The 22,155-nt window shown below is 71.5% G+C and carries 17 protein-coding genes; 2 read left to right on the forward strand and 15 right to left on the reverse strand.

The genetic code is table 11. The features are described 5' to 3' along the window. Positions 1-26 precede the first annotated feature (26 nt). The 10 genes from EOT10_RS21405 to EOT10_RS21450 form a co-directional block, all read right to left on the reverse strand. Positions 27-740, reverse strand: coding sequence for a DUF1684 domain-containing protein (locus EOT10_RS21405; RefSeq protein WP_127829893.1), 714 nt, complete (start codon positions 738-740; stop codon positions 27-29). Between the two features lie 152 nt (positions 741-892). Beyond that, positions 893-1,741, reverse strand: coding sequence for a GNAT family N-acetyltransferase (locus tag EOT10_RS21410; protein WP_127829894.1), 849 nt, complete (start codon positions 1,739-1,741; stop codon positions 893-895). A 328-nt stretch (positions 1,742-2,069) separates the two neighbouring features. Beyond that, positions 2,070-3,227, reverse strand: coding sequence for a flavodoxin-dependent (E)-4-hydroxy-3-methylbut-2-enyl-diphosphate synthase (ispG, locus tag EOT10_RS21415; RefSeq protein WP_127829895.1), 1,158 nt, complete (start codon positions 3,225-3,227; stop codon positions 2,070-2,072). Positions 3,228-3,416: 189 nt separating this feature from the next. Next, entirely contained in the window at positions 3,417-4,709 is a 1,293-nt protein-coding gene (locus EOT10_RS21420) for a M50 family metallopeptidase (RefSeq protein WP_127830068.1), read from the reverse strand. An 8-nt stretch (positions 4,710-4,717) separates the two neighbouring features. Next, positions 4,718-5,983, reverse strand: a complete 1,266-nt coding sequence (gene dxr / locus EOT10_RS21425; protein ID WP_127829896.1) for a 1-deoxy-D-xylulose-5-phosphate reductoisomerase — start codon at positions 5,981-5,983, stop codon at positions 4,718-4,720. A gap of 60 nt (positions 5,984-6,043) precedes the next feature. Then, positions 6,044-6,430, reverse strand: coding sequence for a hypothetical protein (locus tag EOT10_RS21430; RefSeq protein WP_127829897.1), 387 nt, complete (start codon positions 6,428-6,430; stop codon positions 6,044-6,046). Positions 6,431-6,499: 69 nt separating this feature from the next. Next, positions 6,500-8,440 carry an acyl-CoA dehydrogenase family protein gene (locus tag EOT10_RS21435; protein WP_127829898.1) on the reverse strand — a complete coding sequence of 647 codons (1,941 nt, stop codon included), beginning with the start codon at positions 8,438-8,440 and terminating at the stop codon, positions 6,500-6,502. Positions 8,441-8,678: 238 nt separating this feature from the next. Then, complete coding sequence (locus EOT10_RS21440; protein WP_127829899.1) at positions 8,679-10,124, reverse strand: aldehyde dehydrogenase family protein; 1,446 nt, start codon at positions 10,122-10,124, stop codon at positions 8,679-8,681. Positions 10,125-10,274: 150 nt separating this feature from the next. Next, positions 10,275-11,981, reverse strand: a complete 1,707-nt coding sequence (locus EOT10_RS21445; RefSeq protein WP_127829900.1) for a PucR family transcriptional regulator — start codon at positions 11,979-11,981, stop codon at positions 10,275-10,277. Between the two features lie 96 nt (positions 11,982-12,077). Then, on the reverse strand, positions 12,078-14,618 hold the full coding sequence (locus EOT10_RS21450) for an ATP/GTP-binding protein (protein ID WP_127829901.1): 2,541 nt from the start codon (positions 14,616-14,618) through the stop codon (positions 12,078-12,080). A 229-nt stretch (positions 14,619-14,847) separates the two neighbouring features. On the opposite strand from EOT10_RS21450, the gene gabT reads away from it, so the two are divergent. Next, the gene (gene gabT, locus EOT10_RS21455) at positions 14,848-16,182 is read left to right on the forward strand and encodes a 4-aminobutyrate--2-oxoglutarate transaminase (RefSeq protein ID WP_127829902.1); all 1,335 of its coding nucleotides are present in this window, start codon (positions 14,848-14,850) and stop codon (positions 16,180-16,182) included. Positions 16,183-16,539: 357 nt separating this feature from the next. Beyond that, on the forward strand, positions 16,540-17,145 hold the full coding sequence (locus EOT10_RS21460) for a phosphatase PAP2 family protein (protein ID WP_223281127.1): 606 nt from the start codon (positions 16,540-16,542) through the stop codon (positions 17,143-17,145). A gap of 15 nt (positions 17,146-17,160) precedes the next feature. On the opposite strand, the gene EOT10_RS21465 is transcribed toward EOT10_RS21460, so the two are convergent. From EOT10_RS21465 to EOT10_RS21485, 5 genes are all read right to left on the reverse strand, one after another. After that, positions 17,161-17,622, reverse strand: a complete 462-nt coding sequence (locus EOT10_RS21465; RefSeq protein WP_127829904.1) for a hypothetical protein — start codon at positions 17,620-17,622, stop codon at positions 17,161-17,163. Between the two features lie 125 nt (positions 17,623-17,747). Further along, a complete protein-coding gene (locus tag EOT10_RS21470) occupies positions 17,748-19,175 on the reverse strand; it encodes an NAD(P)/FAD-dependent oxidoreductase (RefSeq protein ID WP_127829905.1) in 1,428 nt (475 codons plus the stop codon). Between the two features lie 32 nt (positions 19,176-19,207). Next, positions 19,208-20,005 carry an ABC transporter permease gene (locus EOT10_RS21475; RefSeq protein WP_127829906.1) on the reverse strand — a complete coding sequence of 266 codons (798 nt, stop codon included), beginning with the start codon at positions 20,003-20,005 and terminating at the stop codon, positions 19,208-19,210. After that, positions 20,005-20,934 (reverse strand): ABC transporter permease, encoded by a 930-nt coding sequence (locus EOT10_RS21480; protein ID WP_127829907.1) that lies wholly within the window; start codon positions 20,932-20,934, stop codon positions 20,005-20,007. Before EOT10_RS21480 ends, EOT10_RS21475 begins: the two co-directional genes overlap by 1 nt. Next, a complete protein-coding gene (locus EOT10_RS21485; RefSeq protein WP_127829908.1) occupies positions 20,931-22,085 on the reverse strand; it encodes an ABC transporter ATP-binding protein in 1,155 nt (384 codons plus the stop codon). Before EOT10_RS21485 ends, EOT10_RS21480 begins: the two co-directional genes overlap by 4 nt. Between the last annotated feature and the right edge of the window lie 70 nt (positions 22,086-22,155).

Consider the following 22,155-nt stretch of genomic DNA (forward strand, 5'->3'; position numbering starts at 1 on the left):
GCGGGGAGGGGACGGGAGCGCGGGGATCAGTGCTGGTCGGCGAAGCCGTCGCGGAAGACCGGAAGCTTCTCGCCCGCCTCGACGGGCAGGTGGAAGCGGTTCTGTCGCGGCGGCATCGGACAGTTGTACTGATCGGAGAACCCGCACGGCGGCACGAACGCGCGGTTGAAGTCGAGGCGGACCCGGTCCTCGCCCGCGTGCTCGACGAAGAGGAAGCGGCCCGCGCCGTAGGTGCCCGATCCGTTGGTCGGGTCGCCGAAGACGAGCAGCAGCGTGCCGTCGTCGTCGAAGGCGGAGAGGGTGTACTCGGTGCCGTCGACGGTCACGGCGATGTCGCCGGGGACGACCTTGTCGCGGGTGCCGCCGTTGTCGCGCAGGTGCTCGAAGGCCACGCTGCGGGCGCCCTCGACGGGCGTGTACGTGGCGTCGAGGACCCAGGCCGGGTCGTACGGGAAGGTGTCGACGCGCTCGAAGGCCGTCAGGGCCGGGGAGTTCGCGTCCCAGAAGCGCAGGCCGTGCTCGGGTTCGCCGGTGACCATGTCGGTGCGCTCGAGGGCGGTGACGGTCACGCCGTCGGGGAGGTCCGCGCGGGCGGCGTCCAGGTCGGGGAGCTCGCCGGCGGGCAGCCAGCGGGTCTCGACGAGCGCGAGGTTTCCGGTGGGGGCCGTGACGGAGCGGCGGCGGTCGGCACGCCATTCCTGCCAGGCGGCGATGCCGGAATCGGACCCGGGAGCAGACATCGTGTGGCACCTACACTCAGTGAAGATTGAACCAAAGCTTCCCCTTTATGGTTCATAAGTCTCACTAATGTCAAACCGTGTCGAACAGCTGAGACAGGGGGACACGTGGGGCGAGGTGGGCGCGGGCCGGAGTGGACCGGAGTGGGCGCGGGTCAGAACAGGACGCTCATGAACGCGCCGACTTCCTCGAAGCCGACCCGTCGGTACGCGGCCCGCGCCGGGGTGTTGAAGTCGTTCACGTACAGGCTGACCAGCGGCGCGACATCCGCGAGCGCATAGCGCAGGACGGCCGCCATGCCGGGGGCGGCGAGGCCCCGGCCGCGGTACTCGGGGGCGATCCACACGCCCTGGATCTGGCAGGCTCGCGTCGTCGCGGCGCCGATCTCGGCCTTGAAGACGACCTTGCCGTGCTCATCGAGCCGGGCGAACGAGCGCCCCGAACCGACCAGTTCCGCCACCCGCGCCTGGTACAGCAGGCCCCCGTCACCGGCGAGCGGCGAGACGCCGACCTCCTCGGTGAACATCGCCACACACGCCGGCATGATCGTCTCCATCTCGTCCTTGCGGACGCGGCGGACGTACGGGTCCGGGGCGATGTCGCCAGGGAGCCGGTCGGTGACCATGAGGGGCTGCTGGGCGCGGACCTCACGGGCGGGGCCCCAGTTCGGTTCGAGCAGCCGCCACAGCTGGGCGGTGGGCTCGGCGGGGCCGACGATGGAGGAACAGCGGCGGCCGGCCCGGCGCGCGCGGTCCGCGAACCCGCGCACGGCCCTCGGGGTGGCGCAGATCGGGACGAGGTTCGCGCCCGCGTAGCAGAGGGACTCCAGCATCCCGTCCTCGTACCAGCCCCACATCTCGCCGCCGAGGCGCCACGGGTCGAGGCCCGCGACCTGGACGCGGGATGTCACGAAGGCGTTGGCGACCGGCTCGCGGTCGAGCACGGCGAGCGCGGCGTCGAGGTCACTCGGATCGAGGACCCGGGTGGTGGTCTGAGTCAACAAGTGCGGGGGCCTCACGGCGGGGCGGGACGAGTCTGCTGGTCTCCGCACTTTACCCGGCGGGGTTGCGGGGGGCGCTCCCGTGTGCGGGGTTCTTGCTGCTGGGGAGGCTGCGGCGCCGTCGTGGCTGGTCGCGCCCACGCGGCGGAGCCGCAAAATGTCACAGCCCCGCGCCCCTGGAGGCATGCGGCTTCGCCGCTGTGCCTCCAGCGGGGAGATGCCGCCCGCAGGGCGTGCATCTCAGGGGCGCGGGGAACTGCGCGACCAGCCACACACAACCTGCAGCCGCCCCAGAACAGGCACCCGGCACCCCGCACCGGGCGCCGCGGCGTCAGCCCGCGATCGCGACCGTCGGCTCGCCCGAGGCGACGCCGTCCTTCTCCATCTGCTCGGCGATCTTCAGCGCCTCTTCGATGAGGGTCTCGACGATCTTCGACTCGGGGACGGTCTTGATGACCTCGCCCTTGACGAAGATCTGGCCCTTGCCGTTGCCGGAGGCGACGCCGAGGTCGGCCTCGCGGGCCTCGCCCGGGCCGTTCACGACGCAGCCCATGACGGCGACGCGCAGCGGCACCTCCATGCCGTCGAGGCCGGCGGTGACCTCTTCGGCGAGCTTGTAGACGTCGACCTGGGCGCGGCCGCAGGACGGGCAGGAGACGATCTCCAGGCGGCGCGGCTTGAGGTTCAGCGACTCCAGGATCTGGTTGCCGACCTTGATCTCCTCGACGGGCGGGGCCGACAGGGACACCCGGATCGTGTCGCCGATGCCCTCGGAGAGCAGCGCACCGAACGCGACGGCGGACTTGATCGTGCCCTGGAACGCGGGGCCCGCCTCGGTGACGCCGAGGTGCAGCGGGTAGTCGCACTGGGCGGCGAGCTGCCGGTACGCGTTCACCATGACGACCGGGTCGTTGTGCTTGACCGAGATCTTGATGTCGCGGAAGCCGTGCTCCTCGAAGAGGGACGCCTCCCACAGGGCGGACTCGACGAGCGCCTCGGGGGTGGCCTTGCCGTACTTCTTCAGGAGACGGGCGTCGAGCGAGCCCGCGTTCACGCCGATGCGGATCGGGGTGCCCGCGTCCTTCGCGGCGCGCGCGATCTCCTTGACCTTGTCGTCGAACTGCTTGATGTTGCCCGGGTTCACGCGGACCGCGGCGCAGCCGGCGTCGATGGCGGCGAAGACGTACTTCGGCTGGAAGTGGATGTCCGCGATCACGGGGATCTGCGACTTCTTCGCGATGACGGCGAGCGCGTCGGCGTCGTCCTGCGTGGGACAGGCGACCCGGACGATCTGGCAGCCGGACGCGGTGAGCTCGGCGATCTGCTGGAGCGTGGCGCCGATGTCGGACGTGCGGGTCGTCGTCATGGACTGCACCGACACGGGTGCGTCCCCGCCGACCGCCACGGTGCCGACCTGGATCTGCCGGCTCTTGCGGCGCTCGGCGAGCTTGGTCGGAACGGACGGCATGCCGAGAGAAATCGCGGTCATCTGCTGTGCAACCCCAAGGTGTGGAATCGAGACCCGAGAACGAGACACGGATCGGCGTCCCGTGGTGAGCGGGCTCCAGGATTCGAGATTACGTCACCGGCCTGGGCCGGAGCACATCACGTCCGGAACTCCACCCAAAGGTAGGCGGCCAGGCACAGACCATGCCTGGCCGCCCATAACGATGGGTAACTATGTGATTTTGACCGGATTTACCACGTCCGCGATCAGCACGAGGACGGTGAAGCAGACGAAGATCCCCGCCACCACATAGGCCACCGGCATCAGCTTCGCCACGTCGAACGGGCCGGGGTCGGGGCGTCTGAAGACCTTGGCCACGTGCCGGCGGAGCGACTCCCACAGGGCGCCGGCGATGTGGCCGCCGTCCAGGGGGAGCAGCGGCAGCATGTTGAAGAGGAACAGCGACAGGTTGAAGCCCGCGACGAGCATCAGGGACATGCCGAGCTGCTGGGTGGCCGGGATGTCCAGGTTGAAGATCTCCCCGCCGACCCGGGCCGCGCCGACCACGCCCATGGGCGAGTCCGGTTCACGGGGGCCGTTGCCGAAGGCGGCGTCCCACAGGGCCGGGATCTTCCCCGGCAGCGCGGCGAGCGAGTGCACGGAGTCGTCGACGCGGTCGCCCATCCAGGTCACGGACTCGCCGAAGTCCAGGCGTACGACTCCGGTGGCGGCGCTGAAGCCGAGGAAGCCGGCGTTGACGTACTGGCCCTTGACGATCTGGCCGCTGCTGTCCTTCTTCGCCACCTGGTTGGTGGCGATCTTGGCGTGCAGGACCTTCTCGTGGCCGTCGCGCAGGACGACGATGTCGACGGTCCTGCCGGGGTTGGCGCGGATCTCGTCGGAGAGGGTGTTCCACCGCTCGGTCTTCACGCCGTCGAACGAGACGATCTTATCCTTGGCCCGGAGCCCTGCCGCGGCGGCCGGGGACGCGGGGTCGGACTTCTTGCAGGTGTCGCGCTTCTCACTCTGCTTGACCACGCACTTCTGCACCTCGCTGACCGTGGTGGTCTCCTGGGTGGTGCCGAAGCCCATCAGGACCGTGAGGAACAGGCCGAACGCGAGGATCAGGTTCATGAACGGGCCCGCGAACATCACGATGACCCTCTTCCACGGCTTGCGCGTGTAGAAGAGGCGGTCCTCGTCGCCCGGTTCGACCTCCTCGAAGGCCGCGGCGCGCGCGTCCTCGACCATGCTGCGCAGCGGTGACGTCGAGCGGGACTCGATGCGTCCGTCCGGGCCGGGCGGGAACATGCCGATCATGCGGATGTAGCCGCCGAGCGGGACCGCCTTGACGCCGTACTCCGTCTCGCCCTTCTTGCGCGACCAGATCGTCGGGCCGAAGCCGACCATGTACTGCGGCACGCGGATCTTGAAGAGCTTCGCGGTCGACAGATGTCCCAGCTCGTGCCAGGCGATCGAGATGAGCAGCCCGATCGCGAAGACGACTATGCCGAGGATCATCATCAGGGTCGTCATGCACGAGCCTCCGCGGTCGATGTCGCCTGTGCCGTCAGTTCGCGGGCCCGGGCGCGTGCCCAGGTCTCCGCTTCGAGGACGTCCGCGACGGTCAGGGAAGTTCCCTTCGCGGGAACGCCGTGTTCTTCGACGACCCTCGTGACGGTGTCCATGATGCCGTTGAACGGCAGTGAGCCGTTCAGGAACGCGTCCACGCACTCCTCGTTCGCCGCATTGAACACTGCCGGGGCCGTGCCCGCGAGCTTGCCCACGTGCCGGGCGAGCCCGACCGAGGGGAAGGCGTCGGTGTCGAGGGGGAAGAACTCCCAGCTGGACGCCTTCGTCCAGTCGAACGCGGGTGCCGCGTCGGGGATCCGCTCGGGCCAGCCGAGGCCGATCGCGATGGGTCCTCGCATGTCGGGAGGGGTGGCCTGGGCGAGGGTGGAGCCGTCCGTGAACTCGACCATGGAGTGCACGTAGGACTGCGGGTGGACCACGACCTCGATCCGCTCGAACGGAATGTCGTAGAGGAGGTGGGCCTCGATCACCTCCAGGCCCTTGTTGACGAGGGTCGCGGAGTTCACGGTGATCACCGGGCCCATCGCCCAGGTCGGGTGCGCGAGCGCGTCCTGGGGGGTGACGTTCGCGAGGTCCGCCTTCGTGCGTCCTCTGAAGGGGCCGCCGGACGCGGTGACGACGAGCTTGCGCACGTCGGCGCGCTTGCCGGCCGCGAGGGCCTGGAACAGCGCGGCGTGCTCGGAGTCGACCGGGATGATCTGGCCCGGCTTCGCGAGCGCCTTGACCAGGGGGCCGCCGACGATGAGCGATTCCTTGTTGGCGAGGGCGAGGGTGCGCCCGGCCTCCAGGGCGGCGAGGGTCGGGGCGAGGCCGATGGATCCGGTGATGCCGTTGAGGACGGTGTGGCAGGGGGAGGCCGCGACCTGAGTGGCCGCGTCGGGGCCCGCCAGGATCTCGGGGAGGGGCTCGCCGTCGGTGTAGACGGCGCGCAGGGCCTCGCGCAGGGCGGGCACGACGTCCTCACGGGCGACCGCGACGGTCCGTACGCGCAGCTGCCTGGCCTGTTCGGCGAGCAGGCCGACCCGGCCGCCCGCGGCGGACAGCGCCGTGACCGTGAAGCGGTCGGGGTTGCGCAGCACCAGGTCGATGGCCTGGGTGCCGATCGAGCCCGTGGAGCCGAGGATGACGATCTCGCGCGGGCCGTCCGCGCCGGCGGGATCGTAGACGAGGTGCGGGTCCGCGAGGGGGGTTGCGCTGTCGCTCATACCCCCCATTGTGTCGTGGCCGCGGGGGCCGACGGACAGCGCGTCCCCCGGCGGTTCGGCTCAGTGCCCCGTCATGGAGCGGACGTAGTGGCTGAGATTCGCGGTGATGACGCCCCGTACGTAGAAGACCGCGCCCACCAGGCCGATCGGGACGGAGAGGGCGAGGACGGCGAACAGGGGCGGCCAGGCGTCGAGGACGCAGCTGTCGTAGACGCGGCCGTCGTAGCTGCCCCTCACCGTCTCGAAGAGGAGCGGGCCGTCACAGCCGGAGCCCCCGTGGCCGCCGGACGCGAGGAAGATGCCCGGCGGCAGCAGGAGCCTGGCCAGCAGGAACAGCCACATCAGCGCGGCTGCGACGAGCAGCCAGAAGCCTCGTGTACGCGTCTTCAGCGCGCCGGCGAGGAACCGCCGTTCCAGGTCGTTGCGGTACGTGCGGTCGTCTCGCATGGCTGCAGTCTCCCCCGAGGCCCGTGAGCGGTCAGATGCGCACGGTACCCGCAGGCCCCGGGGCAGGGCTCAGCGGATGGGGCGGTGGACGTTCTTGCGCTGCGAGGGTCCGGGGGTCGCGTCCGCGATCCACGGTCCTTCGCCGCTCGGGTCGATGACGCCCTCTTCCAGCCAGGTGTACGTGCCGCCGAGCACGCCCTTGGTGACGGCGCGGTCGAGGTCGTCGGTGTTGGTCCACAGGCGGCCGAAGAGTTCGTCGACGCGGATGCGGGACTGGCGGCAGAACGCGTCGGCGAGCCGGTAGGCCTCGCGGCCGTGTTCGCCGGTGGCGCGCAGGTGCTCGGCCCGTACGCAGGCCGCGCTCATCGCGAAGAGTTCGGCGCCGATGTCGACGATCCGGCCGAGGAAGCCCTGCTTGGTCTCCATCTTTCCCTGCCAGCGGGACATGGCGTAGAAGGTCGAGCGGGCCAGCTTGCGGGCGGAGCGTTCCACGAAGCGCAGATGGCCGGACAGGTCCGCGTGCCCCTCGGGGTGGAACTCGCTGTACGAGGTGGGGAGTTGGCCGGGGCCCGCGACGAGTTTGGGCAGCCAGCGCGCGTAGAAGCCGCCTGCCTTGGCGCCCGCTTTCGCCTTGTCGGACAGGGACTTGTCGGGGTCGATGAGGTCGCCGGCGACGGAGAGGTGCGCGTCGACTGCCTCGCGGGCGATGAGGAGGTGCATGATCTCCGTCGAGCCCTCGAAGATGCGGTTGATGCGCAGGTCGCGGAGCAACTGCTCGGCGGGGACGGCGCGTTCGCCGCGGGCGGCGAGGGACTCGGCGGTCTCGAAGCCGCGGCCGCCGCGGATCTGGACCAGCTCGTCGGCCATCAGGCAGCCCATCTCGGAGCCGTAGAGCTTGGCGAGGGCGGCCTCGATGCGGATGTCGTTGCGGTTCTCGTCGGCCATCTGTGAGGACAGGTCGACGACGGCTTCGAGCGCGAAGGTCGTGGCGGCGATGAACGAGATCTTCTGGCCGACCGCCTCGTGGAACGCGACGGGCTTGCCCCACTGTTCGCGGGCGGCCGACCATTCGCGGGCGATCTTCAGGCACCACTTGCCCGCGCCGACGCACATCGCGGGCAGGGAGAGCCGTCCCGTGTTGAGGGTGGTGAGGGCGATCTTGAGGCCCGCGCCCTCGGGTCCGATGCGGTTGGCGGCCGGGACGCGGACCTGGTGGAAGCGGGTGACGCCGTTCTCGAGGCCGCGCAGGCCCATGAACGCGTTGCGGTTCTCGACGGTGATGCCCTCGGAGTCCGCCTCGACGACGAACGCGGTGATGCCGCCCTTGCGCCCCTCCCCCTTCGGCACACGCGCCATCACGACGAGCAGGTCGGCGACGACGCCGTTCGTCGTCCACAGCTTCACGCCGTCGAGGACGTACGAGTCCCCGTCGGGCACGGCGGTCGTGGCGAGGCGGGCCGGGTCGGAGCCGACGTCGGGCTCGGTCAGCAGGAACGCCGTGATGTCGGTGCGGGCGCAGCGCGGCAGGAACGTGTCCTTCTGCTCCTGCGTGCCGAAGATCTTCAGCGGCTGCGGTACGCCGATGGACTGGTGGGCCGACAGGAGCGCGCCGAGCGCGGGGTTCACGGAGCCGACCAGGGCGAGGGCCTTGTTGTAGTAGACCTGCGTGAGGCCGAGGCCGCCGTACTTGGTGTCGATCTTCATGCCGAGCGCGCCGAGCTCCTTGAGCCCGTTGATCACCTCGTCGGGGATCTTCGACTCGCGCTCGATGCGGGCCCCGTCGATCCGCGTCTCGCAGAAGTCGCGCAGCTTGGCGAGGAACGCCTCGCCGCGGCGCACGTCCTCGTCCGCGGGCATCGGGTGGGGGTGGATCAGGTCCAGCCGGAAGCGGCCGAGGAACAGCTCCTTGGCGAAGCTCGGCTTGCGCCAGTCCTGTTCGCGCGCGGCCTCGGCGACCTGCCGGGCCTCGCGTTCGGATACGGAGGGCTGCTGGGGAGTCGTGGCCGCCATGAGGGCTCACCTCGTCGCGAGTAGGGGTCCGTGCGCCATCGGTTACCGATCGGTGCTACTCGGTCGTATGTACCCGAAAACCGGCAACCCGGCCACCCCTCGCGCACCGATCGGGTCGGGTGCGCCCGCATCCGGGGGACCCCGGACACACGAACGGCCGGAGCCCCCGCACAGTGGGCTCCGGCCGTTCTGGGCCGGCGTACGGATCAGGCGTACGCCGGTGTCTTGGTGGTCGTGCTTACAGGGCCAGGCCCGTCAGGACGAGCACGCGCTCGTAGGTGTAGTCGTCCATCGCGAACTTGACGCCCTCGCGGCCCACGCCGGAGCGCTTGGCGCCGCCGTACGGCATCTGGTCGGCGCGGTAGGACGGGACGTCGCCGACGATCACGCCGCCGACCTCCAGGGCGCGGTGGGCGCGGAAGGCGGTCTGCAGGTCGTGGGTGAAGACACCCGCCTGGAGGCCGAAGTCCGAGTCGTTGACCGCGGCGAAGGCCTCGGCCTCGCCGTCGACCTTGGCGATGGTCAGGACCGGGCCGAAGACCTCGGCGCGGGCCAGGGTGACGCCGGCCGGGAGGTCGGTGAGGACGGTCGGGGCGTAGGTGGCGCCCTCGCGCTTGCCACCGGCGAGGAGCGTGGCTCCGGCGGCGACGGCCTCGTCGACCCAGGACTCGACGCGCTTGGCGGCGTTCTCGTCGACCAGCGGGCCGACGTCGGTGCCGGCGTCGGCCGGGTCACCGGTGACCTGGGCCTCCACGGCGGCGACGATCTTCGGCACGAGACGGTCGTAGACCGACGCGTCGGCGATCACGCGCTGCACGGAGATGCAGGACTGGCCGCCCTGGTAGTTGGAGAAGGTGGCGATGCGGGTCGCCGCCCAGTCCAGGTCGGCCTCGGAGGACCAGTCGGGCAGGACGACGGCCGCGGCGTTGCCGCCGAGCTCCAGGGTGCAGTGCTTGTGCGGCACCGACTCCTGGATGGCGTAGCCGACCTTGTCGGAGCCGGTGAAGGAGATGACCGGGAGGCGCTCGTCCTGGACGAGGGCGGGCATGCGGTCGTTCGGCACGGTCAGGATCGACCAGGAGCCGGCCGGCAGGTCGGTCTCGGCCAGGATCTCGCCCAGGATCAGGGAGGAGATCGGCGTCGACGGGGCCGGCTTGAGGATGATCGGGGCGCCGACGGCGATGGCCGGGGCGACCTTGTGGGCGCTGAGGTTCAGCGGGAAGTTGAACGGCGCGATGCCGAGGACGACGCCCTTGGGGATGCGGCGGGTCAGGGCGAGCCGGCCCACGCCGCCGGCCTCGGTGTCCAGGCGCTGGGCCTCGCCGGCGTTCCAGCGGCGGGCCTCCTCGGCGGCGAAGCGGAAGACGGAGACGGCGCGGCCGACCTCGCCGCGGGCCCACTTGATGGGCTTGCCGTTCTCGGCGGAGATCAGCTGGGCGATCTCCTCGGTGCGCTCGGCGAGCCGGTCGGCGACGTGGTTCAGGGCCGTGGCCCGTACGTGCGACGGGGTCGCGGCGAACTCGTCGACGACGGCGTGCGCGGCGGCGACGGCCTCCTCGACCTGGGCCTCGGTGGGCACGCTGACCTTGCCGACCAGCCGACCGTCGTAGGAGTTGGTGACGTCGAAGGTGACGTCGCCGGTGGCCTCGCGGCCCGCGAGCCAGAAGGCGTGAGTGGCGGTCATAGTCGGTCCCGGCCCTTCCGCAGTGGGTGTGTACTGAGGTCTTTCCGGACCAACGGTAGGCGGGCGGGGGCGCGTACGTGTTTGTCCGGGGTGGCGGAGTCCGGCCGGGCGGCGCGCCGCTTTGGCAGGGGCGGGGTCGGGGCGGGGTGTCTACTCCCCGCTCGCGCTCGTCGCCTTCAGGGCCAGCCACAGCTCCATGCGGACGTCTGGGTCGTCCAGGGAGCGGCCGAGGATCTCCTCGACCCGGCGCATCCGGTACCGCAGCGTGTGCCGGTGGACGCCGAGGTCGGCGGCGGCCGCGTCCCACTGGCCGTGCCGGGAGAGCCAGGCCCGCAGCGACGCCACCAGGTCACCGCGGCCGGTCGCGTCGTGGTCCTTGAGGGCGCGCAGGAGGCCGTCGGCGAAGGCGCGTACGGCGTCGTCGGCGAGCAGCGGCACGACGGAGCCCGCGGCGACCTCCTCGTGCTCGACGAGGGCGCGCCCGCGCCGCCTGGCCACCGAAAGCGCCTGCTCGGCCTGCTTGTACGCGGTGGCGGCGGCGATCGGCCCTGCCGGGGCGGACAGACCCACGACGAGTTCGTCGTCCTCGCTCCCGCCGCCCTGTTCGCGCTGGGTCAGGCGGGCGGTCTCCAGGACGTCGGCGTACTGGGTGCAGGCGTCCGTCGCCGCGCCGCCGTCGGCGGCGAGCAGGACGAGGCGCTCCCCGTCGGGCACCACGAGGACGGCCTCACCGGAGCGGGCCGCCGCCGCGTCCACGACGTCGGCGAGCCCGGTGAGCGGGTCGCCGCCGGACGCCGGGGCGGCCGCCGTCCCGCTGCTCGCGGCGGGCCGCTCCGGCTTCTCGGGCGCCACGCGCGCGTGCCCCTCGGCGTGCGCGCGGCCCGCCGACGCGGAGGCGACCTCGGCGACGATCACCCGGAACGGCGCGTCGAGCAACCCGCCGTAAAGGTCTCCGGCGACGGTCCTGGCGTGCTCGGGCTCGCCCGCGAGGAGCATCCGCAGGACCGCGGCGCCGATGCGCTGCTCGGCGGCCTGCAGCGAACGGGAGCGCTCGGTGGTGAGGGTGAGCAGGGCGATGGCGGAGTGGAGCGCGTAACGCTCGGCCGTGCCGAGGGCGGACGCGGTGCCCACGGCGAGGGCGGCGCGCGGCCTGCGCCCGGTACCGAGCGAGTGCAGTTCGACACGGTCCTCGTCGCCGTCGCCCTGCTGGTCGCCCCCGCCCCCGCCCACGACGGCGCTGGCCGGGGCGGGCCGCTCGCGCAGCCGCTCGACGTCGGCGACGAGCCGGGCGGCGCGGCGCCCGGCCCACTCGGGCGCGGCCGCGACGACGGCGCCCGAGGCGTCGTACAGCGCGGCCCAGCCGGCGATCTGTCCGGCGAGTGCGCCGAGCAGCCCCTCGGGGCCTTCGTTCAGCGCCTGCTTGGTCAGCTCGCGCTGGGCGGCGAACCCGGCGGTGACGGCGCGGTACTGGTCGGCGGCGATGGCGGCGGAGACGGCCTTGCTGATGGCGATGAAGGGGGTGCGGCGGGGCACTTCGAGGAGCGGGAACCCTTCGTCGCGGGCGGCGTCGACGAGGGCTTGCGGGATCTCCTCGTAGTTGACGCCGATGGCGAAGCCGAGTCCGACGACCCCGGCGCCCGCGAGCCTCTTCACATAGCGGCGCATCGCGGCCGGGTCCTCCGCGTCCAGTTTGAGCGCGGTGATCAGGAGCAGCTCGCCGCCCTCCATGTACGGCACGGGGTCGGCGAGCTCGCTGACGTGGGCCCAGCGCACGGCGGTGTCCAGGCGCTCCTCCCCGGCGCGCACGGTCAGTTTGAGCGCGGAGTGGTGGACGAGGGAGGCGAGCGTGGGCGGCATGAGGCCTTCAGGTGAGCTGGGAGATCGCGGGCGGCTTTTGGACGGCGCGTATGAACATCCTGTGCCAATTCTGCCTCACCGTATGGAGCCTCGCGCTCAGTCGCGCAGGTCCACCAGGAGCGGCGGCGCGTGCTCACCCCGGACCGTCGTCAGGGACAGGACGGCGTGGCCGGGCGGTACGCCGTGCGCCAGTTCCGAGGCGGACCAGCGCTCGCGTTCGACCTGGCGGACGGTGACGGCGTCCGTCGTGACGGCCTTCCCCGTGACGAACTTGCGCAGCGCGTGCAGGGCGCGGGTCATCGGCTGGGCGGCGAACACGGTGTGCTGGGCGACCTCGGTGGTCTCCACCCACTCGGTCCCCCACGCCTCGGCGAACCGCCGCCCGTCCCACGTGGTGACGCCCGCGAACGCCATCCGGCAGCCGGCCGCCGCGTACAGCGGCCCCTGCAGCGCCTCCGGCACCTCGCCGATCGTCCGCAGGCCGAGGACGACGCCCGCGTTCAGGGACCGCAGCCGCTGCACGGCGCGCACGCTCTCGGCGCTGAGGGTGCGTGCGGCGTCGTCGAGGACGAGACAGGCGAAGTGCGTACGAGAACCGCCGCGCGCGACGTACGAGAACTGGGCGAGCAGCAGTCGGGCCAGGAGCCGCGACGCCTCCTCGTGGCCCTGCTCGGGCAGGTCGACGCGGACGCTGACCGGATGATGGGCGACCGCCCGCAGCGAGAAGGCGCGCCCCTCGCCGCCGGTGTCGAAGAAGTCGGCGAAGGCCGGTCGGTCGAGCACGGCAAGCCGGTCGGCGAGCGCCGGACCGGGGTCCCCCGCGGTGCCGGTCTGCCGTGTTCTGGCATCGAGTTCGCGGCGCATGGCCGCCTGTCCTTCCGCCGCTTCCAGCCGCTCCCTGAGTGCGTCGACGGCGGCCGGCTCGCCCTCGAGCAGTTCGCGCAGCACGGGGACGGACGGGAAACATCCGTGCACGCTGCGGTAGGGGCCGAGAAGTTGGGCGAGGGCGGTGGCCCCGCGCCGGGTGTCGACGGCTTCGAGGTCACCGATCAGGCCCTCGGCGAGGAAGGCGGCCGCCTCGTCCGGGTCGGCGCAGCCCGCGTACAGGTCCAGGTCGTACGCGGAGGCCGGGTCGCCCGGCCTGATCACGACGTCGTACGCGGCGTCGGGCCCGAGGTCCGTGCCGGCCGCGCACACGGCGACGACCGCTGCCTGCCCGGTCAGCGACTGCAGGGTGAGCGCCTCGACGACGGGGCGCATCAGGCGGCCGGTCTTGCCGGATCCGGAAGGGCCGACGGCGAGCAGAGACGTGCCGAGCAGGGAAGGGTCGAGGGCGGCGTGGGCGCCGCGGACCGGATACGGGTTGCGCTTGTCCTCGGCGTACCGGCCGATCCTGAACTGGCCGACGAGCAGGTCGTGGGTGGCGGTGCGGACCGGCAGGTCGCGCCGTCCGGAGGGGTGGGCCCAGGCCGCGGCGCCGTGCCGGGCGACGGTTTCGGCGAACGAGGCGCGGCCGGCCGGTCCGGTGACGGTCTGCCAGACATGGCTGACCCGGGCGCAGTCGACGTCGTTCATACGCCCGCCGAGCAGTTCGGCGGAGAGCAGGTCGGCGGCCTCGTCCTGGCCCGCGGCGCGCAGGGCGGGCCAGTGCGCGCGGCCGGTCGTCCCGGCGGGCGGGGGCGCGGCGGCGGGCTCGCGGGACGGACGGTCGGGCGCCGGGCCGCGGCCGGCACGCAGCGCCGCCCACCAACCGCCCGCACGGGCGAAGGGCCACAGCACGGCGAGCGTGATCGCGGTGTAGATGACGTCGGTGACGACCGGGGAGGCGAACACCTCGTAGCCGCCCGCGACGAGGGCGACCAGGGAAAGGACGGGGCCGACGACGGGCAGCGGCCGCCAGTCGAGCCCGAGGGCGCCCGGCCAGACGAAGACGAGGGCGGCGACGGCGCCGAGCGAGGCGAGCAGGGCACGGGACGGCTGCCGGCGGCGCACCACGAAGTGCCGGATGCTCTCGGGCCAGGAGCCGAGCCTGCCGACCGTGTAGACGAGGGCGGCGAAGACCACACCGTCGTAGACGACGAGGGCGTCGGAGCCCTGCCACTGCTTGGGCTGGCTACTGCCGCCCCACCACCAGTCGCCCGGGGTGAACAGCTTCAGCAGGGCCCACTGGTACGGGACGGTGCCGTGCCGCCACATCGACCAGAACACCAGGCCGAGCAGGGTCGAGACGACGAGGCCGAGCACGCGCCTGCGCCGGGCGGCCTCGACGTCCGGCTCGGGCTCCGGCGGCCGGTGGCCGAGGCGCCAGATGCCCGGCGCCGCCTCGGGGCGGGGGGCGGCCAGCCACTCGGCGACGGAGGCGGCACGGCCGGCGCCTCCGGCGGACGCCCCGGGGGCGCCGGGTGCGTGTGCGGGGCGGGGCGGCGGGGCGGCGGGGCGAGCGGGTGCGCCGAGGCGGGCAGCCGTGCCGGAGCGGACAGGTGCGCCGGGGCCTGTTCCCCCGTTCGGCGTCCCGGACGCGGACGAGGGCGGTCCGGCCGGTGGCGTCGGCGGCCCCGCCGGGCGCGGCACCGGTGTGGCGTGTGTGCCACGAGCGTCGTGCGTGTCGCCGGCGCCGTGCGTGCCGTCGGTGTCCATGGCCCTTGCCCCCTGACCTGCCGGTCCTTGTGTCCGCGGGCCAATCTAGTGCCCCTGACTGGGGAGTTCACCGGTTACGCGCCCGGACCCGGTGCGAACCGCCTCGCGCGGGCCTATGTCCACGACGGACAACGCGCGGCGCGAACCGCGCCCCGATGGAGCATGCTCCACCCCGCCCCTCGCCCCTAACCTGCGAAGAAAGCAACCGAAACACCCCCAGGAGCCCCGCATGAGCGCAGTCCCGCAGGAGCGCCGCGTCGTCACCGCCATCCCCGGTCCGAAGTCGCAGGAGCTGCAGGCCCGACGTACCGCCGTGGTCGCGGCCGGCGTGGGCTCCACGCTTCCGGTCTTCACCGCCCGCGCGGGCGGCGGCATCATCGAGGACGTCGACGGCAACCGCCTCATCGACTTCGGTTCCGGCATCGCCGTGACCTCCGTCGGCGCCTCCGCCGAGGCCGTCGTGCGCCGCGCGTCCGCCCAGCTGCAGGACTTCACGCACACCTGTTTCATGGTCACGCCGTACGAGGGCTACGTGGCCGTCGCCGAGGCGCTGGCCGAGCTCACGCCGGGTGACCACGCCAAGAAGTCCGCGCTGTTCAACTCGGGCGCCGAGGCCGTCGAGAACGCCGTCAAGATCGCCCGCGCGTACACCAAGCGCCAGGCCGTCGTCGTCTTCGACCACGGCTACCACGGCCGTACGAACCTGACGATGGCGCTGACCAGCAAGAACATGCCGTACAAGAACGGCTTCGGTCCGTTCGCGCCCGAGGTCTACCGCGTGCCGGTGGCCTACGGCTACCGCTGGCTGACCGGTGCCGAGAACGCCGGCGCCGAGGCCTCGGCCCAGGCGATCGACCAGATCACCAAGCAGATCGGCGCCGACAACGTCGCCGCGATCATCATCGAGCCGGTCCTCGGCGAGGGCGGCTTCATCGAGCCGGCGAAGGGCTTCCTGCCCGCGATCCGCAAGTTCGCCGCGGACAACGGCATCGTCTTCGTCGCGGACGAGATCCAGTCCGGCTTCTGCCGCACCGGCCAGTGGTTCGCCTGTGAGGACGAGGGCATCGTCCCCGACCTGATCACGACCGCCAAGGGCATCGCGGGCGGTCTCCCGCTCGCCGCCGTGACGGGCCGCGCCGAGATCATGGACGCCGCGCACGCGGGCGGCCTGGGCGGCACCTACGGCGGTAACCCGGTGGCCTGCGCCGGTGCGCTCGGCTCCATCGAGACCATGAAGGAGCTCGACCTCAACGCCAAGGCGAAGAACATCGAGGCCATCATGAAGGCCCGCCTGGGCACCATGGCCGAGAAGTTCGACATCATCGGCGACATCCGTGGCCGTGGCGCGATGATCGCCATCGAGCTGGTCAAGGACCGCGCCACCAAGGAGCCGCACCCGGAGGCCGCCGCCGCGCTCGCCAAGGCCTGCCACCAGGAAGGCCTGCTGGTCCTCACCTGCGGCACCTACGGCAACGTGCTGCGCTTCCTGCCCCCGCTGGTCATCGGTGACGACCTCCTCAACGAGGGCCTCGACATCATCGAGACCGCCTTCGCGGGTGTCTGATCGCTTGCGTGACTTCAGGTAACGGTCAGGGCGTGTGAAGAACGTGTGCGGGGCCCATGACGGGTTACCGTTCCGACTGTCAGACGTCCACACCCTGCCGTACGGTTTCTGCAGATGAGAGAAACACCCCGCCCACAGGGGACTGTGGGCGAAACCGGGTCGGAGCCTCCCCAGCCCCGCCCTGGTCGTGCCCTCGCGCACAAGCCCGGAGCTTCCGGCTCCGGAACTCCTCACCGATCGGATGGCCGCCCGCCCCAAACCCCCCGGGGCGTGCGGCGAGCCGATCAGGTCGGCCGCCTCGGAACTACCCCCCCTGTTCCGGGGCGGCCGACCGTTTTTCATCACTGGGCCGCCGTGGTGAGCGCCCTGCTCTTCCTCTTCATCGCCTGGCAGATCTCCGTCGGCGGACCATTGCTCCGCGTGGACGAACGCCTCGGCAACGCGATGAGCAGCGGAAATCTGCCGGGTGGGGTGGCGCAGCTCCTCTCCGACCTCGGCAGCGTCGACGTCGCGCTCCCGGTCCTCGCCGTCGCCCTCGCCCACACCGCCTGGCGCGGCCACCGCGACGGCCTGCCCCAGTGGTGGCTGCGGCCCCTTGTCGCCGCGCTCACCATGACCGCCGTCCCGGCGCTGGTCGTCCCCCTCAAGAAGGTCATCGCCCGGACGGGCCCGGCCGCGATGGGCCCCAGTACCGGCTACTACCCGTCCGGACACACGACGACGGCGGCGGTCGCGTACGGGGCCTGTCTGCTCCTCCTGCTGCCGTACGTGCGCGGCGCCTACGCGCGTCGGGAACTCACCATCGGCTACATCATCGTGAACGCCGGCGTCGGCCTCGGTCTGGTGCGGCGCGGCTATCACTGGCCGCTGGACGTCGTCGGTGCCTGGTGCCTTTCGGTGGTCCTCCTGTACGCGATGTGCGCGATGTGCGCGGCGTGGGCGGGCCGGGCCCCGCGGGACTGACCCGGCCCGCGGCACCTACCGCGGTGTGTCGTCCCGGGCGAGCTGCGCCGCCGCCTCGTGCATCGCCAGTTCCAGCACGGTCGGATCAGTGAGGGTGCCCGAGCCGTCGGGCGGGATCAGCCAGCGGACCCCGCCGGCGCCGCGCCCCGGATAGGGCACGACGATCCAGGTGCCGCGGCCCGCGCCCCGCACTCCTGTACCGAGCCAGCGCGTGGCCGTGCCCGCCGGCACGAAGAAGCCCATCCGGGCGTCACCGAAGTCGGCGAGCACGGGGCCCGGCCGGTCGATGACGCGGGTGAGCACGTCGAGCGTCGGATACCCCAGCTCGCCGGGGAGGATCAGTACGTCCCAGAGCCTGCCCGCGGGCAGGAGCGCGACCCCGAGGGGATTGCGCTCCCATTCCCAGCGGCAGGCATCAGGATCAGGTGTCACGGACGCCAGCCACTCGACCGCCGACTTCGCCCCCGAGCCAGTCATGGCGGGACCTCCTCTTCCTGGTACGCGCCGCTGAAAGTCGGTGCGTGTCACCAGGGAGAGGAGGCCGGGAAGCGATCATTACGCGGGTTGTGCCCACCAATTACGGGCGGGCCTCCCTGACGGGATCAGCTGTCGAAGCCGAGGCCCGCCTTGTCCATGGCCTTCAGCCACAGGTTGCGCCGCCCGCCGTTGTCGTCGGCGCGCGCCAGGGACCACTTGGTGAGCGTGATCCCGGTGTACGCGAACGGCTCGGGCGGGAACGGCAGCGGCTTCGTGCGGACCATCTCGAGCTCGGTACGTTCCGTGCGCTCGCCGGAGAGCAGGTCGAGCATGACGTCCGCGCCGAAGCGGGTCGCGCCGACGCCGAGTCCGGTGTACCCGGCGGCGTACGCGACGCGGCCCTTGTGGGCCGTGCCGAAGAACGCGGAGAAGCGGGAGCAGGTGTCGATGGCCCCGCCCCAGGCGTGGCTGAAGCGCACCCCTTCCAGCTGCGGGAAGCAGGTGAAGAAGTGCCCGGCGAGCTTCGCGTACGTCTCGGGCCGGTGGTCGTACTCGGCGCGCACCCGGCCGCCATAGGGATAGATCGCGTCGTAGCCGCCCCACAGGATGCGGTTGTCCGCGGACAGCCGGAAGTAGTGGAACTGGTTGGCCGAGTCGCCGATGCCCTGGCGGTTCTTCCAGCCGATGGACGCCAGCTGCTCGTCGGTCAGCGGCTCTGTCATCAGCGCGTAGTCGTAGACCGGGACGGTGTACGAGCGCACGCGCTTGACCAGGGACGGGAAGACGTTCGTGCCGAGCGCGACGGCCTCGGCGAAGACGCGGCCGTACGGGGTGCGGACGGCCGTCCCGGAGCCCGACGAGGACAGGTCGAGCCCGGGGGTGTGCTCGTAGACGCGCACACCCGCGTCCAGGCAGGCCTGCTTGAGGCCCCAGGCGAGCTTGGCGGGGTGCAGCATCGCGACCCCGCGCCGGTCGTACAGGGCGCCCAGGAAGGTGGGTGAGTCGACCTGCTCGCGGATGGCTTCGGCGTCGAGGAGTTCGGTGCCGTCCGCGAGCCCGGCCTCCGTCAACTCCTCGTGGAATTCCCGGAGTTCGGCGACCTGGTGGGGCTCGGTCGCCACGTCCAGTTCGCCGGTGCGCTCGAAGTCGCAGTCGATGGAGTAGCGGGCGACGGCCTCCTCGATCGCGTCGAGGTTCCGGGCGCCGAGCTCCTCCAGCTTCGCGATCTCGCCGGGCCAGCGGGCCAGTCCGTTCGCGGTGCCGTGGGTGAGGGATGCGGCGCAGAAGCCTCCGTTGCGGCCGGACGCCGCCCAGCCCACCTCCTGCCCCTCGAGCAGGACCACGTCGCGGCCGGGGTCGCGCTCCTTGGCGAGGAGCGCGGTCCACAGGCCGCTGTAGCCCCCGCCGACGACGAGCAGGTCGCACCGCTCGTCGCCGGTGAGCGCCGGCCGGGCCTCGGGCCTGCCGGGGTCGTCCAGCCAGTACGACCCCGGCTTGGCGTCCGCCAGCGACTTGATCCAGTCGGCATTACGGTTCATGGCGCGTGCGGCCATGATTTCAACTCCCTCAGACTGCCTTGTACTTGTCAGACTGCCTTGTTCTTCCGCTTGCCGAGCAGCATCGCGGCAAGGACGAAGAGCACGGCGACGATGAACATCGTCGTGCCGATGACGTTGATCTGCACGGGCGTGCCGCGCTGCGCCGAGCCCCAGACGAACATGGGGAAGGTCACGGTCGAGCCCGCGTTGAAGTTGGTGATGATGAAGTCGTCGAAGGAGAGCGCGAAGGCGAGCAGCGCGCCCGCCGCGATGCCGGGGGCGGCGATCGGCAGCGTGACCCGTACGAAGGTCTGGACGGGACCGGCGTAGAGGTCCTGGGCGGCCTGTTCGAGGCGCGGATCCATCGACATGACGCGCGCCTTGACCGCCGTCACGACGAAGCTGAGGCAGAACATGATGTGAGCGATGAGAATCGTCCAGAAGCCCAGCTGCGCGCCCATGTTGAGGAAGAGCGTGAGCAGCGAGGCGGCCATGACGACCTCGGGCATCGCCATCGGCAGGAAGATCAGCGAGTTCACGGCGCCGCGGGCCCGGAAGCGGTAGCGCACGAGGGCGAAGGCGATCATCGTGCCGAGGACCGTGGCGCCGATCGTCGCCCACAGCGCGATCTGGAGGCTCAGCGACAGCGAGCCGCACATGTCGGCGACGCCGCAGGGGTTCTTCCAGGCGTCGAGCGAGAACGCCTGCCACTCGTAGTTGAAGCGTCCCTTCGGCTTGTTGAAGGAGAACACCGTCACGACGACGTTGGGCAGGAGCAGATAGCCGAGGGTGACGAGACCCGCGATGACGACGAGATTGCGGCGCAGCCAGCGTACGAAGGGCATCAGACCAAGTCCTCCGTTCCGGACCGGCGGATATAGACGGTGACCATGATCAGGATCGCGGCCATCAGGATGAACGAGAGCGCCGCCGCGGTCGGGTAGTCCAGGATGCGCAGGAACTGCGTCTGGATGACGTTGCCGACCATGCGGGTGTCGGTGGAGCCGAGCAGGTCCGCGTTGACGTAGTCGCCGGCGGCGGGGATGAAGGTGAGCAGCGTGCCGGAGACGACACCCGGCATGGAGAGCGGGAACGTCACCTTGCGGAAGGTGGTGGCGGGGGTGGCGTACAGGTCGCCCGCCGCCTCGTGCAGCCGGCCGTCGATGCGCTCGAGGGAGGTGTAGAGCGGCAGGATCATGAACGGCAGGAAGTTGTACGTGAGTCCGCAGATCACGGCGAGCGGGGTCGCGAGGACGCGGTTGCCGTCGGTCATGCCGAGCCAGCTCGTGACGTCGAGGACGTGCAGCGCGTTCAGGGCGCTGACGACCGGGCCGCCGTCGGACAGGATCGTCTTCCAGGCCAGCGTGCGGATCAGGAAGCTGGTGAAGAACGGCGCGATGACGAGGATGAGGACGAGGTTGCGCCAGCGGCCCGCGCGGAACGCGATGAGGTAGGCGAGCGGATAGCCGAGCGCCAGGCACAGGATCGTGGCGGCGCCCGCGTACAGCACCGAGCGCAGGAACTGCGGCCAGTAGTCGGCGAGCGCCTGCCAGTAGGTCGCGAAGTGCCAGGTGACCTTGAAGCCGTCCTCCAGGGAGCCCGTCTGGATCGACGTCGACGCCTGGTAGACCATCGGCAGGGCGAAGAAGACGACCAGCCAGAGCAGTCCCGGCAGGAGCAGCCAGTAGGGGACGAGGCGGCCGCGCTTACGGGGCGGGCGGGCGGTCTTGGCGACCGGTGGCGCCGCGGGTTCTTCGGTGACGGTCGTCGTCATGCGGCTGCGTCCTCCTCGACCTTCGCGGCGCCCGCCTCGATGTCCTGGGCGGCGTCGAGGCCGAAGGTGTGCGCGGGGTTCCAGTGCAGGACGACCTCGGCCCCGGGGGCGAGCCGGCTGTCGCGCTCGATGTTCTGGGCGTAGACCTCGAAGGCGTCGCAGAGCGGGCTCTCGATGACGTACTGCGTGGAGACGCCGATGAAGCTGCTGTCGGCGACGCGGCCGGTGATGCGGTTGCGGCCGTCGGGGATCGTGCCCGCGTCGTCGGCGTGGGTGAGGGAGATCTTCTCGGGGCGGATGCCCACGAGGACCTTCTCGCCCGTCGCGGCCGATGCCGTACAGCGGGAGACGGGCAGGACGAGCTTGCCGCCGCCGGCCTTCAGGGTGAGGTCGTCGCCGCTGCGGCCCGCGACCTCGGCCTCGATGAAGTTGGACGTGCCGAGGAAGTTGGCGACGAAGGTGGAGGCCGGGTTCTCGTAGAGGTCGGCCGGCGCGCCCAGCTGTTCGACGCGGCCCGCGTTCATCACCGCGACCGTGTCGGCCATGGTCATGGCCTCCTCCTGGTCGTGGGTGACGTGGATGAACGTGATGCCCACCTCGGTCTGGATGCGCTTGAGTTCGAGCTGCATCTGGCGGCGCAGCTTGAGGTCGAGGGCGCCGAGCGGCTCGTCGAGGAGCAGCACCTTGGGGTGGTTGATCAGGGCGCGGGCCACGGCGACGCGCTGCTGCTGGCCGCCGGAGAGCTGGTGCGGCTTCTTGCGGGCCTGCTCACCGAGCTGGACCAGGTCGAGCATCTCGCCGACCTGCTTCTTCACGGACTTGACGCCGCGGCGGCGCAGGCCGAAGGCGACATTCTCGAAGATGTCGAGGTGCGGGAAGAGCGCGTACGACTGGAAGACGGTGTTCACCGGGCGCTTGTAGGGGGGCAGCGCGGTGACGTCCTGGTCGCCGAGCATGACCGTGCCGGAGCTGGGCTCCTCAAGTCCCGCGATCATGCGCAGAGTTGTGGTCTTGCCGCAGCCCGAGGCGCCGAGGAGAGCGAAGAAGGAGCCCTCGGGGACGGTGAGGTCCAGCGGCTGGACGGCCGTGAAGGAGCCGTAGGTCTTGCTGATCCCGGTGAGGCGGACGTCGCCGCCGTGGTCTGTCGTCATGGTGCAGTCCAGGGAGTCGTGGGGTCTGGGGGGCTCGGTGCTGCGGTGCTCACGCGGCCGCGGTTCGTAC

Source organism: Streptomyces antnestii, from assembly GCF_004005495.1.
Lineage (GTDB): Bacteria > Actinomycetota > Actinomycetes > Streptomycetales > Streptomycetaceae > Streptomyces > Streptomyces antnestii.